The 20296-nt window shown below is 56.4% G+C and carries 17 protein-coding genes and 1 riboswitch; of the genes, 3 read left to right on the forward strand and 14 right to left on the reverse strand.

Annotation, left to right across the window (positions count from 1 at the left end; genetic code table 11):
* Positions 1–2: 2 nt before the first annotated feature.
* Positions 3–659 carry a histidinol-phosphatase gene (locus M8010_RS18340; protein ID WP_250094261.1) on the forward strand — a complete coding sequence of 219 codons (657 nt, stop codon included), beginning with the start codon at positions 3–5 and terminating at the stop codon, positions 657–659.
* A gap of 211 nt (positions 660–870) precedes the next feature.
* On the opposite strand, the gene M8010_RS18345 is transcribed toward M8010_RS18340, so the two are convergent.
* From M8010_RS18345 to M8010_RS18355, 3 genes are all read right to left on the reverse strand, one after another.
* Positions 871–2067: a class I SAM-dependent rRNA methyltransferase gene (locus M8010_RS18345; RefSeq protein ID WP_250094167.1), complete on the reverse strand. Its 1197-nt coding sequence runs from the start codon at positions 2065–2067 to the stop codon at positions 871–873.
* A 192-nt stretch (positions 2068–2259) separates the two neighbouring features.
* Entirely contained in the window at positions 2260–2652 is a 393-nt protein-coding gene (gene gcvH / locus M8010_RS18350) for a glycine cleavage system protein GcvH (protein WP_250094168.1), read from the reverse strand.
* A 92-nt stretch (positions 2653–2744) separates the two neighbouring features.
* Complete coding sequence (locus M8010_RS18355) at positions 2745–3641, reverse strand: LysR family transcriptional regulator (protein WP_250094169.1); 897 nt, start codon at positions 3639–3641, stop codon at positions 2745–2747.
* A gap of 116 nt (positions 3642–3757) precedes the next feature.
* On the opposite strand from M8010_RS18355, the gene metE reads away from it, so the two are divergent.
* The gene (gene metE, locus M8010_RS18360; RefSeq protein ID WP_250094170.1) at positions 3758–6031 is read left to right on the forward strand and encodes a 5-methyltetrahydropteroyltriglutamate--homocysteine S-methyltransferase; all 2274 of its coding nucleotides are present in this window, start codon (positions 3758–3760) and stop codon (positions 6029–6031) included.
* Between the two features lie 38 nt (positions 6032–6069).
* Here the strand turns inward: metE and M8010_RS18365 are convergent, their stop codons facing one another.
* The 10 genes from M8010_RS18365 to thiC all read right to left on the reverse strand — a co-directional run bounded on the left by M8010_RS18365 (position 6070) and on the right by thiC (position 17271).
* Positions 6070–6768 (reverse strand): DUF3592 domain-containing protein, encoded by a 699-nt coding sequence (locus M8010_RS18365; protein WP_250094171.1) that lies wholly within the window; start codon positions 6766–6768, stop codon positions 6070–6072.
* Between the two features lie 59 nt (positions 6769–6827).
* A complete protein-coding gene (locus M8010_RS18370) occupies positions 6828–7130 on the reverse strand; it encodes a TM2 domain-containing protein (protein ID WP_250094172.1) in 303 nt (100 codons plus the stop codon).
* 22 nt (positions 7131–7152) lie between these two features.
* Positions 7153–8151, reverse strand: a complete 999-nt coding sequence (locus M8010_RS18375) for a formylglycine-generating enzyme family protein (protein ID WP_250094173.1) — start codon at positions 8149–8151, stop codon at positions 7153–7155.
* Positions 8151–10298, reverse strand: coding sequence for a LysM peptidoglycan-binding domain-containing protein (locus tag M8010_RS18380; protein ID WP_250094174.1), 2148 nt, complete (start codon positions 10296–10298; stop codon positions 8151–8153). Before M8010_RS18380 ends, M8010_RS18375 begins: the two co-directional genes overlap by 1 nt.
* The gene (locus M8010_RS18385; protein WP_250094175.1) at positions 10295–11092 is read right to left on the reverse strand and encodes a DUF4123 domain-containing protein; all 798 of its coding nucleotides are present in this window, start codon (positions 11090–11092) and stop codon (positions 10295–10297) included. The genes M8010_RS18380 and M8010_RS18385 overlap by 4 nt, the downstream gene beginning before the upstream one ends.
* Complete coding sequence (locus tag M8010_RS18390) at positions 11089–13236, reverse strand: type VI secretion system Vgr family protein (protein ID WP_250094176.1); 2148 nt, start codon at positions 13234–13236, stop codon at positions 11089–11091. Before M8010_RS18390 ends, M8010_RS18385 begins: the two co-directional genes overlap by 4 nt.
* A 109-nt stretch (positions 13237–13345) precedes the next feature.
* On the reverse strand, positions 13346–14152 hold the full coding sequence (gene cpdA, locus M8010_RS18395) for a 3',5'-cyclic-AMP phosphodiesterase (RefSeq protein ID WP_250094177.1): 807 nt from the start codon (positions 14150–14152) through the stop codon (positions 13346–13348).
* 21 nt (positions 14153–14173) lie between these two features.
* Positions 14174–14659: a DUF1249 domain-containing protein gene (locus M8010_RS18400; protein ID WP_250094178.1), complete on the reverse strand. Its 486-nt coding sequence runs from the start codon at positions 14657–14659 to the stop codon at positions 14174–14176.
* Position 14660: 1 nt separating this feature from the next.
* Positions 14661–15278 carry an NUDIX domain-containing protein gene (locus M8010_RS18405; protein WP_250094179.1) on the reverse strand — a complete coding sequence of 206 codons (618 nt, stop codon included), beginning with the start codon at positions 15276–15278 and terminating at the stop codon, positions 14661–14663.
* A gap of 115 nt (positions 15279–15393) precedes the next feature.
* Positions 15394–17271 (reverse strand): phosphomethylpyrimidine synthase ThiC, encoded by a 1878-nt coding sequence (gene thiC, locus M8010_RS18410; RefSeq protein ID WP_250094180.1) that lies wholly within the window; start codon positions 17269–17271, stop codon positions 15394–15396.
* A 75-nt stretch (positions 17272–17346) separates the two neighbouring features.
* Positions 17347–17461: riboswitch (TPP riboswitch) on the reverse strand.
* Positions 17462–17569: 108 nt separating this feature from the next.
* Between thiC and M8010_RS18415 the strand changes: the two genes are divergently transcribed.
* Positions 17570–18949 (forward strand): TolC family outer membrane protein, encoded by a 1380-nt coding sequence (locus tag M8010_RS18415; RefSeq protein WP_250094181.1) that lies wholly within the window; start codon positions 17570–17572, stop codon positions 18947–18949.
* Between the two features lie 39 nt (positions 18950–18988).
* Here the strand turns inward: M8010_RS18415 and waaA are convergent, their stop codons facing one another.
* On the reverse strand, positions 18989–20260 hold the full coding sequence (waaA, locus tag M8010_RS18420; RefSeq protein ID WP_250094182.1) for a lipid IV(A) 3-deoxy-D-manno-octulosonic acid transferase: 1272 nt from the start codon (positions 20258–20260) through the stop codon (positions 18989–18991).
* Positions 20261–20296: the final 36 nt, after the last annotated feature.

Below are 20296 nucleotides of genomic sequence, written 5' to 3' on the forward strand. Positions count from 1 at the left end.
CGTTGACCCTTGCGATTTTTGACCTAGATAACACCCTGCTCGCCGGGGACAGCGACCATGCCTGGGGCGAATTCCTGGTGGAAGAGTCCATCGTGGATGCGGAAGAATACCGGCAGGCCAATGACCGGTTCTACCAGGAATACCTGAACGGCGAGCTGGACATCATGCATTACCTCAGCTTCGCCCTGCAGCCACTGGCCCGACACGACATGAAGCAGCTACTGACATGGCGGGAGCAGTTCGTCGAGAAAAAAATCCGGCCGATGATGCAGGCCAGCGCCACAGAGCTGCTGGACAGCCATCGGGACCAGGGCCACACATTGCTCATCATTACTGCCACCAACCGGTTTGTGACGGAGCCAGTTGCGGAACTACTGGGAATTGAACACCTCATCGCCACCGAGCCTGAGCTGGTCAATGGGCGCTATACAGGTGAAGTTGCTGGTATTCCCAGCTTTCAGGACGGCAAGGTCAGCCGGTTGCACGATTGGCTCGAATCAACGGGGGAAAGCCTGGACGGTGCGTGGTTCTACAGCGACTCACACAACGATGCACCCTTACTGCGCAAAGTAGAGAATCCGGTAGCGGTAGATCCAGATCCAACTCTTGAAAGCATTGCAAAAGAAAACGGCTGGAAAATCATGAGCCTTCGGGGCTGACGATTAGTGCCACATGCCCGGGAAGGCCCCGGGGAAGGGGTGCCCGGGATACGCTGTGAATACGTCCATGTACGCTCGACAAAAACATCCATGTTTTTGACGATCCCGGGCACCCCTTCCCCGGGCCCTTCCCTACCCTCGCGAAATCCGCTACTTCTGATCCCCACTCCCGTAGGTCGGATAGAGCGCAGCGAAATCCGACAGCCCAGCTTCAAAGAAACCCAGTTAAAGACCTTACAAAACAGGATTTAATATAATCCGTCTCCGGAATCCCCGGCACCACCGGATGATCCGGCGCTTGATGCCCCTGCTCCAGCAACTGCACGAACCGGTCAATTTTACGGCCACTGCTGCGAATAATGTCGGTCAGTTTCTCCTGCGACAGATGCATGGAGCATGAAGCTGAAACCAAAAGCCCATCGCGGTCTAACAACCGAAGACCCAGCTGGTTCAAGCGTGCATAAGCCTCTTCCCCGGCCTTCTGGTCACGCCGCCGGGGAATCAGCGCGGGCGGGTCCAGCACCACGATGTCGAACTTTTCCTTCTCATCACATAATGCTTTGAGGGCATCAAACGCATCACCCTCAATGGATTCGATATTATCCAGCCCATTGATCTTTGCGTTATGGTGAACCGAATCGATGGCACCAGCGGAACTGTCCACACAGGTCACCTGTGTCGCTCCCGCACACGCCGCCTGAATGCCCCAGCCACCCACATAGCTGAATACATCCAGCACACGCTTACCCGGCGCATAGGCCTGCAGCCGCTGACGATTCATGCGGTGATCATAGAACCACCCGGTCTTCTGCCCGCCTTCCATGGGCACCTCAAAACGAACGCCGTTCTCTTCAACCTGAAGGAGCTCGATTTGCGGCCCATGAGCCTGCTCAACATAGGTATCCAGCCCCTCCACCTTGCGCATCTTCCCATCGTTCTTGAGGATAATCGCCCGGGGATGCGCCAACCGCTGAATCGCCCGCACAACCGACTCTTTCATCAACTCCATGCCCGCGGTAGAAATCTGAACCACCACCACGTCATCAAACCGATCAATCACCAACCCGGAAAGCCCGTCGCTGTCACCAAACACCCAACGGTAAAACGGCTTATCAAACAACCGCTCCCGCAACGCCAGAGCGGTTTCAATACGATCAGTAAGACGCTGAGGAGTCATGCCATGACTGGCATTCCGGCTGATCAGGCGGCCGCAGATCAGCGCATGGGGATTCACAAACACCGTCCCCATCGGCTTATCGTTGGAAGCACGCAACTCCGCCTGGGCCCCCGCCTCGAAATCGGTCAATGGCGAACGATGGGTATCCACCTCATTGCTGTAGACCCACAGATGGCCGGCCCTGAGCCTGCGCTCGGCGCCTTTGCGTAGGTATAAAACCGGGAAATTCATAGATAATCGCCTGAAGAAATAATGATGGAAAGGCTTAAATGGAAGAAGCCTGCACCGGGTTTATGGGGATAAGCCGGGTGGGCCTTCCAGAAATGTGCGGAGCCACGGATGGCGGAGCCCAAGCCGCATAGGAAGTCTTGAGGCGTTTTCTGGAAGGCCCGCCCGGCTTATTCCTTGCTCCAAAAAATCAGGTCACCCCTCAGCAGCAACATGCTCCGAATAGGCCGAGGCATCCATCAACCCATCCAGCTCTCCGGGGTCTGCCAGACGCACACGAAACAGCCAGCCATCACCATAAGGATCCTCATTCACCTTCTCAGGCTCATCCTCAAGGCTCTCATTGACTTCAATCACCTCGCCCGTCACCGGACTGAACACATCAGAAGCGGACTTCACAGATTCAGCCACACCAGCCTCTTCAGCACCGGTAACCGTAGACCCCACATCGGGAACACCGATAAAAACAATATCCCCCAACTGATCCTGGGCGAAATCCGTGATGCCGACTGTTGCGGTGCCATCATCAGCCAAACGCACCCACTGGTGGGTCTCAATATATTTCAGATCTGCGGGTGTTTCGCTCATGATCACATTCCCCAGTGAATAATTTCGCGCATTTTAACCGAAGAAAGGCGCCCCGGCGAACCTCTCGGGCAATGTTGCGGCAGATATCCGGATCATGTCAGGCCCCAGGTCGTCTGCCGCGCCATCGCCATAAACGATTGCAGATACTCCACACCGGCATCCCGCTCACGGAGCCCCAGGAAAATCTGTTTATCGATACCCGTGCGTCCCAGCCTGACCGGGGTAATCGGCATCTGGTGCGCGTACTCCTCCACCAGCCACCGGGGCAGTGCCGACACACCCCGCCCCGCTGCCACCATCTGCAACATAATGTCCGTGGTTTCGATGGTTTTATGCCGAGCCGGGCTGCTGTGGGCTGGCACCAGGAAACGGGTGTAGATATCCAGCCGCTCGGCATCCACCGGATAGGTAATCAGGGTTTCACTTTCCAGGTCCGCCGGCTCTGCCCAGGGTTTCGAGGCCAGCAGATGGTTCTTGGGCACCACAAGTACCTGCTCGTAATCAAAGACAGGTTCATACACCAGACCTTTCCGATGCAATGGATCCGGTGTCACCAGCACGTCAATATCGTAACCAAACAGCGCTCCAATACCCCCAAACTGGAAGCGCTGCTTCACGTCCACATCCACACCTGGCCATTGCTCCAGATAAGGCCCCACCACCTTCAGCAGCCACTGGTAGCAGGGATGGCATTCCATGCCGATCCTCAGGCTGCCCCGCTGGCCCCGGGCAATCTGGCCCACCAGTTCCTCTGCATGCTCAAACTGTGGCAACAACCGGTTCGCCAGCGAAAGCAGATAAAAGCCGGACTGGGTCGGTCGCAACTTCCGCCCCTCACGAACCCAGACCGCTGTGCCGAGTTGCTGCTCCAGTTTTTTCATTGCGTGGCTCAGTGCGGACTGGGTCAAACACAGCGCATCGGCCGCCGCCGTCAGGGAACCGCAACGATCCACCTCCCGGACGATTTCCAGGTGATTCCGCTCAATCATAGCCACACCTAATTTGAATTTAATTCATGACTTAATGAGATAATACCATTATTTTTCATAATCAATCATCGCTAGCCTTGGTGCCTGACAATTGAGAACAAAACAGGAGATTCACCATGGTGACCACCCACAATCTGGGTTTTCCCCGGATCGGCGAACGCCGGGAACTGAAGTTTGCCCTCGAGGGCTATTGGAAAGGCGACTTGACCGAGGAAGACCTGCGACAAACCGCAGCCCGGCTCCGCGCCGCCAAATGGCAAGATCAGCAATCTCTGACACTCGCCCCGGTCGGAGACTTTTCGCTCTACGATCAGGTGCTGGACATGAGCGCAACCCTCGGTAACCTTCCCGACCGCGCCGGCAAGGCCGATGAGAACGAGCTCGACCGCTATTTCCGCGTTGCCCGTGGCCGCTCACCGGCTGACAGTGACTGCTGCGGCGTTCACGCGGGTGAAATGACCAAATGGTTCGACACCAACTATCACTACATTGTCCCGGAATTCGACGCCAACACCCGCTTTTCCCTGAATCCGACACGCCTGTTGGAGCAATTAGCGGAGGCGAAAGCGGCAGGTGTGAGCGCCAAACCGGTGATCATCGGCCCAGTGACCTATCTGTGGCTCGGCAAATCCAAGGATGACATCGACAGGCTAAGCCTGCTTGAAGACCTGTTGCCGGTTTACGCCGAACTACTGCAACTGCTGGCCGGCAACGGCGCGGAGTGGGTGCAGATCGACGAGCCGATACTGGTCACTGAACTGGATGGTGCCTGGCGTCATGCCCTCAACCTGGTTTACCACAACCTCAAGGCCAGCCCGGTAAAGCTGTTACTGGCCACCTATTTCGGCCAATTGCGGGAGAACCTGCAACTGGCCTGCGAGCTGCCGGTGGCGGGCCTTCACCTGGACGCCATCAACGCCCGGGACGAAGTGAGCCGCGTCACCGACTGGCTGCCAGGCCACAAAGTATTGTCACTGGGTGTGATCAACGGTCGCAATATCTGGAAAACCGACCTGGAAGCGACTCTGGAATGGCTTGAGCCCATCTACAACAAACTGCGGGAGCGGCTCTGGCTGGCCCCATCGTGCTCTCTGCTGCATGTGCCGGTGGACCTGAACCTGGAAACCACCATGGACCCGGAAGTGCGGTCCTGGCTGGCGTTTGCGCGGCAGAAGCTGGACGAGCTTCAGCTATTGGCAACGGCCCTGACGGAGGGCAGGCATACCGTAGCCAGCGCCCTCAAGGACAACGCCGATGCCATCGCCAGTCGTCGCCAATCCAGGCGGGTCACTGATCCGGAAGTCCGCAAAGCAGTTGCCACCATCACACCCGAAATGGGCCAGCGCACCGGCAGCTACCAGCAGCGTTCCGCCATTCAGGCCGATCACCTGAAGCTGCCCCGCTACCCCACAACCACCATCGGTTCATTCCCCCAGACCAAAGACATCCGCCAGACGCGCCTTAAATTTCGCAAGGGCGAACTGACCCCAGAGGAATACCAGGCCCGCATCCGTGATGAAATCAGCCACTGCATCCGCGAACAGGAGCAACTCGGGCTAGACGTACTGGTGCACGGCGAAGCGGAACGCAACGACATGGTGGAATACTTCGGCGAGCAACTGGAAGGCTATGTATTCAGCCGCTTCGGCTGGGTGCAGTCCTACGGTTCACGCTGCGTGAAACCACCCATCCTGTTTGGGGATATTTCACGGCCAAAAGCCATGACCGTGGAATGGATCCGCTATGCCCAATCACTGACGGACAAGCCCCTGAAAGGCATGCTCACCGGCCCTGTCACTATCCTGAACTGGTCCTTCGTCCGCGACGACCAGCCCAGGAAAGATACCTGCTGGCAACTGGCCCTGGCCATACGGGAAGAAGTCTTGGACCTGGAAAAAGCCGGCGTGAAGATCATTCAGATCGACGAAGCCGCCCTGCGGGAAGGCCTGCCTCTGCGGCAAAGCGACTGGCAGACCTATCTGGAATGGGCCATCGAAGCCTTCCGCATCACCGCCAACGGCGTGAAAGACGAAACCCAGGTACACACCCATATGTGCTATTCGGAATTCAACGACATCATCGAAGCCATCGCAAGGATGGACGCTGACGTCATCACTATCGAAACCTCAAGATCCGACATGGAACTGCTGGATGCGTTCAAAGGCTTCCAGTACCCCAACGACATTGGCCCCGGCGTGTACGACATTCACTCACCCAACGTGCCGGAGACGAATCAGATCGTATCGCTGATGCACAAGGCCGCGGAACGGATTCCCGCCGAACGGCTGTGGATCAATCCGGATTGCGGGCTGAAAACCCGGTCTTGGGAGGAGGTGATTCCGGCGTTGAGGGGGATGGTAGAGGCTGCCCGGGAGTTGCGGGAGGTGTAAAGTCGGGGGAGAGCCTTCGCGCTCTTCCCCACCTTGATTCAGGATGCCAGTTTGGGCAGAAACGACGTATCCACCCAGTATCGTTTGGGATTGTCCGGCCGGATATACACGGGTATCGACTCGCCAGGGATGTGGTCTGTCGGGTCGAACCAAAGGTTTTCGCTGCGAAATACATGAAGATTTGCAGTAGCCGGGTCCTGCCACTGAGTCACAATCCTGAAAGGGCTCTGGCCGTTCATCACCAGACTGGTGTTCTGCTCGACACTCCGGAAACTGGCCATTACAAGCTGACCGCTCTCCCTCAGCTTTGCGCTCCTGCCTTTTCTGATCAACGGCACCAGGACCATCAAGATTCCGACCAGAAAGAAAGCCCCGCCGATGATTCCAAGGATAAGTGCACCACCCCACAACGAGAAAAAACCGTCAATACGGGCACTCTCTGGCTCTCCCGGCAAATAGAAAACCAACACCCTCTCACCACGACTGTATGAAGCAGGATTACTACCTGATGAAGACTGGAATTCAATCACCTGCCCAGCGTCATCCTCAAACCGGACGACCGGATAGTAGCTGCTGGAGTCACTGGAGCGGGAATAAACCAGATCCGTCACGACACCGGGTGCCTCCAGGGCCTCATCCAGAAACGAGACCGTGTTCTGGTACCAGAGAAAAGCACCGACGAGAAGAGCGCCGCCCACCCCCGAAAACAAGTACTTCAGAAAGTCGTAAACACGCATATCAGTTCCCTTGAATCATTCAAAATATAAAATCCATTTCTATTGCCCTGCCGGTTATCTCAGAACCAGTCTCTGACAATCTGCCCGTTCTTGATCCTCCAGAATGAAAGGCCATAGTTGAGGTCCCGCCCCTGCGAATCCTTCACGAACCCCGTATCCCGGCCAAAAGTATGAAGAAAAGCATCAATGCCCAACAGGGCGCTATCCAGGAACCACCAGACTCCTATCCCACCGAGGGTCACGGCCTTGAGGAGACCCGTTTTCCATTTTCCGAGATAAAAGCGATCAGCGCCAAGAAGCCCTAAGAGTCCCCCAAGAAACAGGGCTATAAGTCGGTTTTTGCGTTTTTCAGGTTCGTTCATTTGCATTCCTCCTTTAATGTTTTCATTTGAAGTCCCGACTCACTGGATCAGGGTGGTTCACAACACACCGGAAACCGTTTGCAGAGGAGTCAAGGGGGACTCCGCCTCTACTAAAAACGGTATCGGTTCCCCCTGTATGATCCCCATTTCCAGCCCAATCCCGAACCACCTTTCGAGGCTCATCCGGGTTTGCTGGGGCCGGAGGCCCTTCAGGGTTTTGTTTGGGAGCGTGCTGATAGAAGTCTGCTTGATACCAGTCGCGGGTCCATTCGGCGACATTGCCAGTCATATCATGCAAACCTAAAGGATTCGGAGGATAACTACCTACCGGCCTCCGTTCCGTCCTGTTTGACGAGTGAGATAAGGCATTTCCTGTCGGGGGAATAGATGGATCAATGTATTCAATCGGCCTCCGAAGGTAAGGGTCTTTTTCGATCTCTCCACTATTGGTTGCATAAGCAACATTTTTCCCTCGACTACGAGCTGCATATTCCCACTGTGCCTCTGTAGGGAGTGAAATAGGTCGCCCCAATTTTTCCCCAAGCCACTGACAGTAACCTTCAGCTTCACCATAATTCGGCGCTTTCGCTGGCTTGAGGCGGTAATTCGGCGATAAAGGGTCCTCATCACTGCGAACATCCCGTATGGAGAGGTTTGGCTCTTCGCGAAATCGAACATATTGCTCTGCACGGCCGACATCTCGCAAGTAGACAAGGAATTCATGCCAGGTTGTTTCGTAGCGACCAATCGAGTAACTGTCGAGTGTCACCTCGATGGCTGGTTTATTATCGTCTCTCAGCACGGTGTAATACCGCCCGTCCGGCGTACCGACGTCACCCAAAAGGAAGGAGCCACCCTTTACATGAACCAGATTATTCTGAGCTGCCTGGACAACCTCTTTTAGTTCTTCAGGGGTCGGTTTCGGGAGCTCTGAGGACGAACAGCCACCAATAAACAAAGCAACTATCCCAAATCCATACAACACTCGTTTACGACCTGGCATCTTTAACTCCCGAATCATCAGGCAATTCCCGAAATTCTGCACGCACCATGAGGATCACGCCTGACAACCTGCTCCAGATCTGCCGTCTTGAACTCCAGTGCACGCTTGTATAATTGATACCGGTGCTGATTAAAACCGAAAAACCGAAAAACCCGCTCCACATTACGGTCAAAAGTTTGTGGCTCTGCGCGCCCCTCTGCATTTATTCTTTTCATGGTCTCTTCGAAGTCCCGCCAGGCCTGAAACGACGCCAGTATTTCTGCCACAGCGCTGACCTTCGTTCTCGTCCCATCGCCTAGCTGAGGCGTCAACCAGAAGTCGGCCATCAGTGCATGCAGGATGGCGCCTTTCACCTCGGGAGGAGAGTGATAGAACACGCTTTCGCTTCGCTTTTCCATGTCCGCAAGAGCATTAATTGCAAGTGCCAGCCCTCGGCGCTCCTTTTGAAAAGCCTCTACCTGGCTCCCAAAAAAACCGTTTTGGGAGTCGATAAACTCTTGCCAGAATTGATTAATAACTCCAGACGCAGTTTCCACAGCCTGGCCAATAGCCGCTGCATGACTTATCCCGTGAGCCAACGCAAACACTGACACTTTTTTGTACCAACCAAACGCGTCAGTGTCGTGATCGAAAAGCTCAAGATATCTGAAATCTGATTCTCCAAGAGCTTTGTAGACAAAGTGAATCATCTCCAGAGTATTCTGGACATCCACTTCCAACAAAAAATTGCCCGACGGACCAACCCCAAGAACAAGCCCAGCGTGGAGATTGAAGTAAAATTTCCCAGTTGCTTGGTTATATTCAAGCCTTAGCTCACCCTCGACTCCCACACCTACTGCGGCCTCTACCTTTTTCCCGATCTGACACAAGGGCTTCCAGTCCGAATGCTCGGCCAGGGTATCAACCCACAATAAAGAACCGGATACCTCGCAACCTCCCCTCACTCCCGCAAACACATTAGCTTCCAGGTTTGCGCCCTGCCCTTGCTCGCGCGCTGCAATCCCTTTTAGCGTCGGAAGTCCCTGCGTGCTGTCAACATGAACATTCGCAGCGAGTAAAGCTGAGGCACCGGCGAATCCAGTAGCACTGATAGCCAGTCGAGCCTGGAAATGGCCCAGGGAGGTGTGCGTCCGCTCCCCGTCCCAACCACCAATTCTGTAATAGATGCGAATTTCAGAGCTGTTGTTAGTAGGGAACGCCTGTTCAATCGAGGCTTTGCCTTCCAGCAGGCTAAACTGGGCTTCTGCTTTACCCTGAAAATGGACCTTGCCGCTGCGGGGGTTAAATTCTCCGGAAGCGCTGGAGCCTGCAGCAAAGCGCATGAATTGGGCTTCAGCAGATGCATCGAAACCGGTACGGTCGCGGTTTTCCTGTTGCGCCTTTTCATCACCCCAAATCGACCAGCTAACCTCATCATAATATTGGTTCAAAGCGAGAACGACTGGGTTATCGTCATCCGGGCTCCAGGACATGTTAAACTTGATGTTCAGTTCGCTCTCAATGGCCTCACGGAGTTTTTCTGGATCCACGCCCTCACGACGCAGCCAACCTTTGCTCCGCTTCCTGTCGCGGGCTCCCATGGGGTAGCGTCGAGAGTGATTCGCGATTTTTTCGGATCTGACGTATGTGTAGTGATTCCCGCCCGCAAGCCGTTTGATTTCTGTAAGCGGTGGGATGGTCTGCATTCCTTGTGGAATGACCTCTCGACTGACAAGCTCCCGAACCAGAGTATCCTTGCGCTCCTGAACGGGGGAAAGCGCCTTTCCCTCCGCGTCAGAAGGCCGTTCCTCATTACCCTGATTTTCTTCAGCGAGAGTGTCCAGATCCCGGTAATACTCGTTTAGCGGACCGCAGACAAACTCTTCCTCGACCTCCAGTTCTAGCAATTCATCGTCAGTCAAAAGGATAAGTTCATCAGACCCTGTAACGTGAACAACATCCACGATTTCATCTGCGCAGGAGGGCTCTTGGGCAACTTGGCCTACCTCACAACTGGAGAAGCCCGCATCATTTGCTGCGGGCAAGGTCAGCGTCTGCCCTGGAAAGATCCGGTCCGGATTCTCGATCCCGGGATTCAACCGCAACAAGCTGCTTAGTGTGGTTTGGTGACGCTGAGCGACTGCGTTGAGGGTGTCTCCTGACCGAACAACGTATTCAGAACTCATGAAGCAACTCCGTATGCCAAACGTTTATCCACTTCAATCAAACGCATCCTTGCCGACAATTCAGAATTCGACAGAATTGCCTGAAGCTCCGGGTGCCTGACCCGCTCTCCATGAACCACCACGAGCTCCGCGTAACGGCTTACATCTTTTTCGGTCCTAAACCCGAGCGAATTCGCTTCACGTATCAGGTCGGTAAGCTTTACCCGGTCTTCGACACCAAGGAATCGGCCCAACTTACCGACGAATTCATCTCTTGCCCCTGACGATAGTGCTTCAAGGTGGTGCTCGGTCAGCACGAACCAACCTTCATCTGACGCCTCACGATATTGGCCTGAACCATCTGCCTTGGTCCGATGCCATAATCCATCGGCCTGGAAAGACATCCACTTTTTTACCGGGCCGCTGAAACGATTGGACTCCAGATCACTAAGCGCCCCCATCAGGCGTTGAAACTGCTTGGGAGAATAAAACCTCAGATAGGAATATCCACCGTCCGGCAATTGCACACTCAACAAACTGCGCAGATGGTTTGCCAGTACATTCAGGTTTTCGTCAGAAATCAGGACGACTGCATGCTCTCTCCACTGAGCCTGTTCTTGCCATAGGCGCGACATCGGTGATGGTTTTACCAGGCAAGGGCTTATCTCCAGGGCTTCATCATGCGGCGTTCCCAGGTACAGGTATTCCAATTCCGGTTGATCATCGTGTTCATACACAAACCGGGGAGCATCAAGAATGGCGCCGTCGAATAATATGCAGGCACGCTGAATGGTGTCTTGATCGAGCTTTGTCATGCGGATGCGTCCTCGCAGGAACAGGCTGCCATAGCGCAGGAACCATCAGGCTGGCGCCCGCACTGTTTCAAGAGAGCGACATCCTTCTTGGCCGCCAACCTTAACGATTGCACTGAACTGGGAGAGGGCCCCGCTACTTCCCTGGTGTCGGCTTCGGCCAATCCCACGGACTCAGTGTTTTCAGCTGTCTCACCCAAGGTGACTGGCAAAGCCGGCGCACCAGCGGCCGAGGCTGTTCCACTCCCCGGCCCTCCCCCGGAATTCATCTTCACCATCGGCCCGGATGCGGTCACACCGCTGGGGTCCACCTTCACAAAGCTGCCTCCCGCCTTGAGCGTCACTTCGGCACCTGCTTCGATAACGATTTTCATCCCCGCCTTGTGGTGGATTTCGCTGCCAGCTTCGATGAGCTGGTTCTTGCCCTGTTTGCTGTGGTGGCTGCCGTTGACGGTGAGACTGGCGTCGTGGCCGACAGCCTCTCGCTTTTCGCCATCCACGGTGCAATGGTCATTGCCTTTCATGTGGCTGAATGCGTTGTTTTCGACCGTTCGGTGGCTGTCATTCTTGATGACTTCGGTGCGATTATTCTCGGTCAGTAGATCCAGGTCTTTCTGGGCGTGGATGTAGATCTGTTCTTTATCGGCTTCGTCTTCGAACCGCAGTTCGTTGCTGCCCTCGCCCTTGTGGGTTTGGGTTTTCAGGGTTGTCCTCGTCTTGTGTTCCGGCAGCGCATAGGGCGGCGTGTTGGTGGCATGATAGGTCCTGCCAGTAATGATCGGCTGGTCCGGGTCGCCGTCCAGAAAGGAAACAATCACTTCGTGGCCAATGCGCGGCAGGGCCATGAAACCATACTGGCCGCCGGCCCAGCCCTGGCTGACTCTCAGCCAGGCGCTGCTGTGTTCGTCGTTCTTGGCACTCTTTACCTCGCTTGGCCGCAGGCGCCGATCCCAGGGGAACCGGACTTTGACCCTGCCGTGTTCGTCGCAGTGAATCTCTTCCCCGGCTGGGCCGGTGACGATGGCGACCTGGGGGCCGTCCATCAAGGCTCGGTGTTTGACCTGTGGCCGCCAGGTGCGGTCCGCCGGAATGGCGTTGAAGGCGTTGTGGTAGGTGGTGACTCCACTGTTACCGTCTTCCTCCAGGGCCTGAGGCTGTTCGCCGGTGTGAGTGATGCTGGTGAACAGCCATTCCCGGTTCAGGGTCGGGTTGTCGTGTTCGGTGAGTTCGACTTTGGCCCCTACGGTGAAGTCGGGGCGGTTGCTCTGGCCGTTGGCCATGGTGGCGTCGTTTCTCAGGGCGTCCAGCCGGGCTTCGGTGAAGGGCTGGCCACTGGCGTCGGCTTTGAAGCGACCGGGGTAGTCGTAGTGTTGATAATCTTCCCGCTGGCCCTCAAGTTTGTCGGCCTGGTATTCGTGCATCAGGGCGTAGGCGGGGTTCTTGAAGGTGTAGTCCTTCAGGGCGACGGAAGCCGCTTTTACCCGCTTCCGGTAGCTGAACTGGAAGATTGCGCTCTGGCGGGTGCTGCTGCCGGCTTTGCCGTTGTATTCCACCGGCTCCAGCTTGGGGGCGTCGCCGTGATGGTCGGCGATGACCAGAGCTGGTTGCTCTTCGCCATTTACGTCACCGTGATTAAATCGGTAGTGCCAGCCTTCCTCGGCAGCCAGTCTCTCGAAAAACGCCAAATCGCTTTCCCGGTGCTGGACGCAGTATTCCCGTTCCTCGGAGGTGCGTTTCAGGTCAAACACGGTGTCGACGATGCCCCGCTCTTCCAGCAGGGTGCGCACGATGGTGTCGGTGCTCTGGGTCTGGAAGATGCGGCTGTTGTGCATCAGGCCCAGGCGCCACAACGGGGGCTGGACGATGACTTCGTAGCGGGTGCGGCGGTGGCCGGTGTCGCCCCGGGCGAATTCGTTGACCACACCGTGGAAACGCCTCAAAGGCACGCCATCCTGCCAGACCACTAGTTCCACGGGCTGCTCCAGCACTTCTTCAGCCGCAATATCCGGGGAGGTACTGGCCAGTTCGAGCTTGCAATGAAACAGCTGTGAGAGGTGTTCGGTCAGTTCAAAGCGGGCGACCACGAACAGGTCTTTGGGGAGTTCGCCAACACTGGCGGTGAACTGCAGTCCGGTTGCCTGGGGCATGTCTTCGATCCTTGAAGATTAAATGGCTTAAGCTCGTCCTGAGCTCAGCGCGAATTATAACCGTAAAAAGGGAAGCATTAACAGGCTACGCTGCCAAGCAAAAGCCTGCCTAATACCCGGAACTGTTACTGTCCAGGTCGAACACGAAATCCGTTGCCCTGCTGACTTCAGTAGAGAACTCTCCTGAAGGCAGCAACTCAAACCAGCGGTACCCGGGCGCTTTCTCCTCCACTGAAAACTCCACAGAGCCGGCAGTGAACTGTATGCACGTGGATGGCGTTGCGAAAAGACGAACGCCCTTGCGAGCTTGCTCGAGTTCCTGGTGGATATGCCCCCAGAGCACGATTCTTACTTGCGGGAAACGCTCAACCACCTGCCAGAAAGCATCACGATTCCGCAGCCCGATAGGCGACATCCATTCGGTATCGATTTCTATGGGGTGGTGATGAAGGGCGACCAGGGCCGGAATATCAGGGTTTTCGCGGAGGGTCTTTTCCAGGAAGGCCAGTTCCGATGCGTCCAGCTCGCCATAAACTTTTCCAGGGACCGAGGTATCCAGCAACACAAACTGCCACCCACCCTGAATTATATGGCGCCGATCAGCCTGTTTTTCGGCAGCCACCCGGGCCAGCAATGGCGAGTCATCGTGGTTGCCCGCCATCCATGCGGAGCCGCAACGGAAGGCGTCGAGCTTGTCACCAAAAAGCCGGTAGGCTTCTTCGGTCGCATCCTGGGCAATATCACCGGTGGCGAGAACGAGATCCGGTTGGCCGTGGTCACGAAGCACCTGCTCGATAACCGCGTCCAGACTGTCTCGAGTGTTCACACCCAGAAGCTCACCGCCCGGATCGGCCATCAGGTGCGGGTCGGTCAGTTGTAGTACCCGGAGGGCACGATGGGTGCGATTCTCTGTCATGGCACTCGTGGTCCTTGCATCCTAGTCCACGCCTTCCCCGGCAGACCAGGCGGCATGCTCCATGGGCAAATGGCCGAACCGCAGGCAGTAATCCAGCCAGTCCGCCAGGAAACTATTGACTTGAACCTTCTCATCCGGGTGGTGCATAAACCGGTTCGGATAATCATTTACCGCCGCAATCTGCCGATCGCGGTAACAACTGATCACCTCTGCCATGGTCGCATCGTGATAGACGCGCACCGTTAACTGGGGATTATTCAGCCAACGTCCGGAATTGTGCACCTGTTCCAGCAAAAGGGTTTCGGTAAATTTTGTGGTTTGCAGAACTTCGATCCGCACGCGCCCCAGATACTGGTCTTCACGGTGAAGTTCGAATTCACAGACCGGCTGCCCCCTGGATTCCAGCTTGCGCAAACGATGAAGCCGCATGTAGTTACCATCACACAGCGCACCGAAACGTCGTAAATCCGGTACATAGCGCCGGGGTTTCATCACCCATTCTGTCATATCAGATCCAACCTTCCCGCAATCGCGGGCGATTCAACTGCAACCACTGCAGCGCGATAATCGCGGCAGCGTTATTGATTCTTCCATCATAAATCATTGCGATGGCTTCGTCGGCACTGAATACGTGGGCACGGATATCCTCGTGTTCGTGTTCCATACCGAAGAGTCCGCCGGCGGACTCGGTGCTGATGCGACCGCAGTAAAGGTGAATCAGCTCTGTGCTGCCGCCGGGTGACACCAGGTAATCGCAGATCTTGTCGAGCGGTTTGAAGGTCAGCCCGGCTTCTTCCTGCCCTTCGCGTTGGGCCACTTCCTCCGGCGACTCACCGTCTTCGTTCATACCTGCAACAAGCTCAAGCAACCAGGGCGAATGGTCGCGACCAAGGGCGCCAAGGCGGAATTGTTCGAGCAGAACGACTTCATCACGATCAGGGTCGTAGGGTAGTACGCAGGTGGCATCGCCGCGGATGAAGAGTTCGCGGGTGAAGGTGGGCATTTCTCTGCCATCGAACCGCGGGTGGGTCAGCCAGAGCTTGTCCATACGGAAGAAGCCCTGGAAGACGGTTTCGCGTTTTTCGATTTTTACGTCACTGCTTTTGAACTGGAACGGTTCGGTCATATCAGCTGTCAGATCCGCTTTTGAGAACGATTCTGAACGATAGCCCTTGTTTCAGCTTGGGTGCAAGCCTTCTTGGCCGCCACCTTGGGTGTAAGGCCACGGTGGGGAGCCCCAGCTAGACCTTGTCATAAAGCTTGGACCCGGATTCCACAAACTCCCGGGACTTTTCCTTCATGCCGGCATCCACCGCGGACACCTCGTCAAGGCCGTGCTCTTTGGCATAGTCCCGTACTTCCTGGGAAATCTGCATGGAGCAGAACTTCGGGCCGCACATGGAGCAGAAGTGGGCCACCTTCGCGGAATCCTTCGGCAGGGTTTCGTCGTGGTAGGCACGGGCGGTGTCCGGATCCAGGCCGAGGTTGAACTGGTCTTCCCAGCGGAACTCGAAACGGGCCTTGGACAATGCGTTGTCGCGGATCTGGGCGCCGGGATGACCTTTTGCGAGATCAGCCGCATGGGCGGCGATTTTGTAGGTGATAATGCCGGTTTTGACATCGTCCTTGTTGGGCAGGCCCAGATGCTCCTTCGGAGTGACGTAGCAGAGCATGGCGCAACCGAACCAGCCGATCATCGCCGCACCGATGCCGGAGGTGATGTGGTCGTAGCCAGGGGCAATGTCAGTGGTCAGTGGCCCCAGGGTGTAGAACGGCGCTTCGTCACAGCATTCGAGCTGCTTATCCATATTTTCCTTGATCAGTTGCATGGGCACGTGGCCCGGGCCTTCGATCATGCACTGAACGTCGTGTTTCCAGGCGATTTTCGTGAGCTCACCCAGGGTTTCCAGTTCGCCGAACTGGGCTTCGTCGTTGGCGTCAGCAATGGAGCCGGGACGCAGGCCGTCACCAAGGCTGAAGGCCACGTCGTAGGCTTTCATGATTTCGCAGATATCTTCAAAATGCTCGTACAGGAAGCTTTCCTGGTGGTGCGCCAGGCACCACTTCGCCATGATGGAGCCGCCGCGGGAAACAATGCCGGTGGTTCGTTTGGCCGTCATGGGCACATGGTGCAGCCGCACACCGGCGTGGATGGTGAAGTAATCAACACCCTGCTCCGCCTGCTCGATCAAGGTATCGCGGAAGATTTCCCAGGTCAGGTCCTCGGCTACGCCGCCGACTTTTTCCAGGGCCTGATAGATAGGCACCGTGCCGATGGGTACCGGCGAGTTGCGAATGATCCATTCCCGGGTTTCATGGATATTCTTGCCGGTAGACAGATCCATGATGGTGTCGGAACCCCAGCGGGTGCCCCAGGTAAGTTTTTCCACTTCTTCCTCGATGGAAGAACTGACCGCCGAGTTACCGATGTTGCCATTGATCTTTACCAGGAAGTTACGGCCGATGATCATAGGCTCGGATTCCGGGTGGTTGATGTTGTTGGGAATGATGGCGCGCCCCCTTGCAACCTCGTCACGAACAAATTCAGGGGTGATTTCCGGCGGCAGGGACGCCCCGAAAGACTGCCCCGGATGCTGGTCTTTCAGCAGCCCCTGCTCCCGCGCTTCGTGCAGCTTCATGCTCTCGCGGATGGCGATGAACTCCATCTCTGGAGTAATGATACCCTGGCGGGCGTAGTGCATCTGACTGACGTTTTTGCCGGGTTTGGCCCGCAGGGGCTTGCGCTCGTCCATAAAACGGAGCGGGTCCAACTGGGGGTCTTTCATGCGGCGGCGGGTAAACTCCGACGTGTAGTCCGCCAGCTGTTCAACATCGCCGCGCTCCTGGATCCAGGCCGAACGAACGGGTTTGAGGCCCTTGCGCAGGTCTATGGTGGCCTCAGGGTCGCTGTAAGGGCCAGAGGTGTCGTAGACGGCAACGGGAGCATTCTTTTCGCCCCCCATGTCCGTCGGAGTGTCACCCACAGTAATTTCCCGCATGGGCACCCGCAGATCGGGTCGGCTGCCTTGTACGTACACCTTACGGGATTGGGGCAGCGGCTTGATGGCTGCAGAATCGACTTTTGCTGAATCGCTGAGATAGGAAGGTAGTATTGTCATCTTGCGTCCCCGGAGTTGGGTAAGAAACGGGTCGCGTATGACGGAGCAATGGTCACAGAACGGATCTGTGCTCTTGCTGCATGTTGTCTTAAATCCCTACGCCGGTATTATCCGGATCAGGTTGCGGGTTCTGCATGGCAATCTCAGCCGGCGGTCAGAGTTTCTGACGCCAGCACCCCGTCAAGACGCGAATTAGATATCATTGACACATACACTCAGTGTCGAATGCAAGTGTAGAGCCCGGGCAGTTTATTGTCCATAATGCACCACGCCGGGTGATTCATTAACAGGAGATATCATGAAAAAACGAATGCTTTCCGGGCTGATTGGGCTGCTCGCAGCTCAGCCTGCATTTTCCATGGATCTGGTTGAGACTTACGAGAAAGCACTCTCCTATGATTCCGGCATTGCTACCGCACGCGCCAGCTTTGAAGCTCAACAGGCCGCCAGCGACGTCAGCCGCAGCAACCTGCTGCCGCAGATCGGCGCGTTTGGCGATGTCAGCCATACCGATGTTGACGGCCCGAGCCAGGACGCCGCGTATGAGACCTATGCCTTTGGCGTTGAACTCACTCAGCCGCTGTTCCGCGCCGATGCCTGGTTCAACTACGACGCCAGCAAGTTTCAGACAGAATCCGCCCGGGCTGAATACAACCTGGCCCAGCAGCAGCTGATCCTCGACGTGGCTACGGCTTATTTCAATGTTCTTCGTGCAGCAGATACGCTCACCACTGCAAGGGCAACCGAGGCAGCGATCCAGCGACAGTATGAACAGGCGCAGGAGCGGTTTGATGTCGGCCTTATCGCCATTACGGAAGTCTACGAGGCCCGCGCCAGCTATGACGACAGCAAAAGCCAGCGCATTGCCGCTGAAAGCGAACTGGATATTGCCCGCGAGCAGCTGGCGCGGCTGACCGGTGAATACACCGAAGAGCTGAACAACTTACGCAGAAACTTCCCCCTCGGTCGCCCGGAACCCATGGACCCATCGGCCTGGGAAAACACCGCCCTGGACCAGAACTGGCAAATTCAGTCCGCGTTGTACGACCTGAACACCAGCGAAGCCAATCTGAACAGCGCCAAATCCGGGCACCTGCCAACACTGGATCTGAACGCCTCCTATGGCAAAACGGATATCGAAGGCCTGGAAGATCCGGCTTTTGCACAAAGCCAGCGCGACGGCACGACCACCGAAGCCCGCATTGGAATCAGGTTGAACGTACCGCTTTACATGGGCGGCGGAACCCAGGCGGGCGTCCGTCAACAACGGTCACTGGTAGACGTTGCAGAGCAATCGCTGGAAACGGTTCGGCGTGATGTGCGGGTCAACACCCGCAGCCTCTTCCGCACAGTTAACACCAACGTAGAATCGGCTTCTGCCCTGGAACAGACCATCATTTCCCGCCGCAGCGCCCTGGACGCAACGCGCGCAGGCTACGAGGTCGGTACCCGAAATATCGTGGAAGTACTGGATGCGGAACGTAACTACTATGTGGCTTTGCGTGACTTCGCCAATGCCCGCTATGACTACGTGATCAACACCCTCAGCCTCAAACAGGCGGCGGGCACCCTGAGCCCTCAGGACCTGGTGGCCCTGAACAACTGGCTCAGCGCCTCAGCGCCTGGCATCGAAGCCCTGGCCGAGGAAAGTGAAACCATCGAAGACCCAATGCAATAGGCAACAGGCATGGCGGGCGGGCTCTGATCAGGGCCTGCCCTATACCCGCTCAACGATCCCGTCGACCACCTTCTCCAGCGCTCCCCGGTTAGCGTTTACTACGGCCAACGCGTTACGCCCGGCGCTATCGAGGGCTCCCCTGTCCCCCATCAACTGCATGACACAGCTTGCCAGTTCGTCTGAAGACCGGGTGATATAAAGCCCCGCCCCCGCATCAAGACGGTTGTAAATGGTTTCAAAGTTGAAAATGTGAGGGCCTGAGAGCACCGGCATAGCCCAGGCTGCGGGTTCCAGGGGATTGTGCCCGCCACGCTCGATCAGGGACCCACCCACGAAAGCGATATCGCAGGCGCCATAAAGCATCAGTAACTCCCCCATGGTGTCTCCGAGGTACACCTGGCAGGCGCTTTCAACGGTTACGTTTGCATCGCTGGCAGCTGAACGACGCAGTACCGACAACCCCATGGAGCCTGCCAGCTCAGCGACATCATCAAACCGCTCCGGGTGACGCGGCACGATCACCAGTAACGCATCCGGATACCGGGCCATTATCTGTTGGTGGGCTTCCAGAATCTGGCGATCTTCGCCTTCGTGGGTACTGGCGGCAATCCAGACCGGGCGGTCTGCGCCAAGCTGCTGCCGCAAGTGGAATGAATCAGAGCGAATCTCGTCTGATATCTCGACATCAAACTTGATGCTGCCGGTGACCGACACAGACTCCGGCATTGCGCCAATGTGCAGGAAGCGTCCGGCATCCTCGTCCGCCTGGGCGGCGATCCAACGGATGCTGCGTAGCAATGGCTTCACAAGGGATGCTATCCGCTCATAACCTCGTGCGGAGCGTTCGGAAAGCCTGGCATTAATCAGAAAAATGGGTACGTTCCGCTGTTTACTCAGCGCGATCATATTGGGCCAGAGTTCGGTTTCCATGATCACCAAAGCGCGAGGGCGAACCCGGTCGACAAAACGGCGCACGGCACCGGGTGTATCGTAAGGCGAAAAGGCATAGCGTACCCGGTCGCCAAACAGCGCCTTGGCCCGGGCAGAACCAGTAGGCGTCATTGCCGTCATCAATACCGGAATGTCCGGGTTACGGCGCAGCAGGGCTTTCACGAGAGGCGCTGCAGCGATGGTTTCACCTACCGATACCGCATGAACCCAGATCACCTCTTCTTCAGACGCTTCCACATAACCCAGCCGCTCCTGCCAGCGCACAAAAGCATCCGGATTGGTACGCCCGATCCACCACAGGCGCAGCAGCACGAATGGCAGCGCGATGCGAAAGAACAGGGAGTACAAAAAGTGAAGCATAATAACTCCAGGCCGGGTCGATGCGGACGACATTCT

The sequence above is a fragment of the Marinobacter sp. ATCH36 genome (assembly GCF_023555055.1).
Taxonomy (GTDB): Bacteria; Pseudomonadota; Gammaproteobacteria; order Pseudomonadales; family Oleiphilaceae; genus Marinobacter.

Coding starts and splice junctions, on each gene's coding strand:
- M8010_RS18375 (WP_250094173.1), bottom strand. CDS start 8,151: ATGATTCGGGAGTTAAAGATGCCAGGTCGTAAACGAGTGTTGTATGGA.
- metE (WP_250094170.1), top strand. CDS start 3,758: ATGGTGACCACCCACAATCTGGGTTTTCCCCGGATCGGCGAACGCCGG.
- gcvH (WP_250094168.1), bottom strand. CDS start 2,652: ATGAGCGAAACACCCGCAGATCTGAAATATATTGAGACCCACCAGTGG.
- M8010_RS18385 (WP_250094175.1), bottom strand. CDS start 11,092: ATGACAAAGCTCGATCAAGACACCATTCAGCGTGCCTGCATATTATTC.
- M8010_RS18400 (WP_250094178.1), bottom strand. CDS start 14,659: ATGACAGAATGGGTGATGAAACCCCGGCGCTATGTACCGGATTTACGA.
- M8010_RS18365 (WP_250094171.1), bottom strand. CDS start 6,768: ATGCGTGTTTACGACTTTCTGAAGTACTTGTTTTCGGGGGTGGGCGGC.
- M8010_RS18415 (WP_250094181.1), top strand. CDS start 17,570: ATGAAAAAACGAATGCTTTCCGGGCTGATTGGGCTGCTCGCAGCTCAG.
- M8010_RS18390 (WP_250094176.1), bottom strand. CDS start 13,236: ATGCCCCAGGCAACCGGACTGCAGTTCACCGCCAGTGTTGGCGAACTC.
- waaA (WP_250094182.1), bottom strand. CDS start 20,260: ATGCTTCACTTTTTGTACTCCCTGTTCTTTCGCATCGCGCTGCCATTC.
- M8010_RS18355 (WP_250094169.1), bottom strand. CDS start 3,641: ATGATTGAGCGGAATCACCTGGAAATCGTCCGGGAGGTGGATCGTTGC.
- M8010_RS18405 (WP_250094179.1), bottom strand. CDS start 15,278: ATGACCGAACCGTTCCAGTTCAAAAGCAGTGACGTAAAAATCGAAAAA.
- cpdA (WP_250094177.1), bottom strand. CDS start 14,152: ATGACAGAGAATCGCACCCATCGTGCCCTCCGGGTACTACAACTGACC.
- thiC (WP_250094180.1), bottom strand. CDS start 17,271: ATGACAATACTACCTTCCTATCTCAGCGATTCAGCAAAAGTCGATTCT.
- M8010_RS18370 (WP_250094172.1), bottom strand. CDS start 7,130: ATGAACGAACCTGAAAAACGCAAAAACCGACTTATAGCCCTGTTTCTT.
- M8010_RS18345 (WP_250094167.1), bottom strand. CDS start 2,067: ATGAATTTCCCGGTTTTATACCTACGCAAAGGCGCCGAGCGCAGGCTC.
- M8010_RS18380 (WP_250094174.1), bottom strand. CDS start 10,298: ATGAGTTCTGAATACGTTGTTCGGTCAGGAGACACCCTCAACGCAGTC.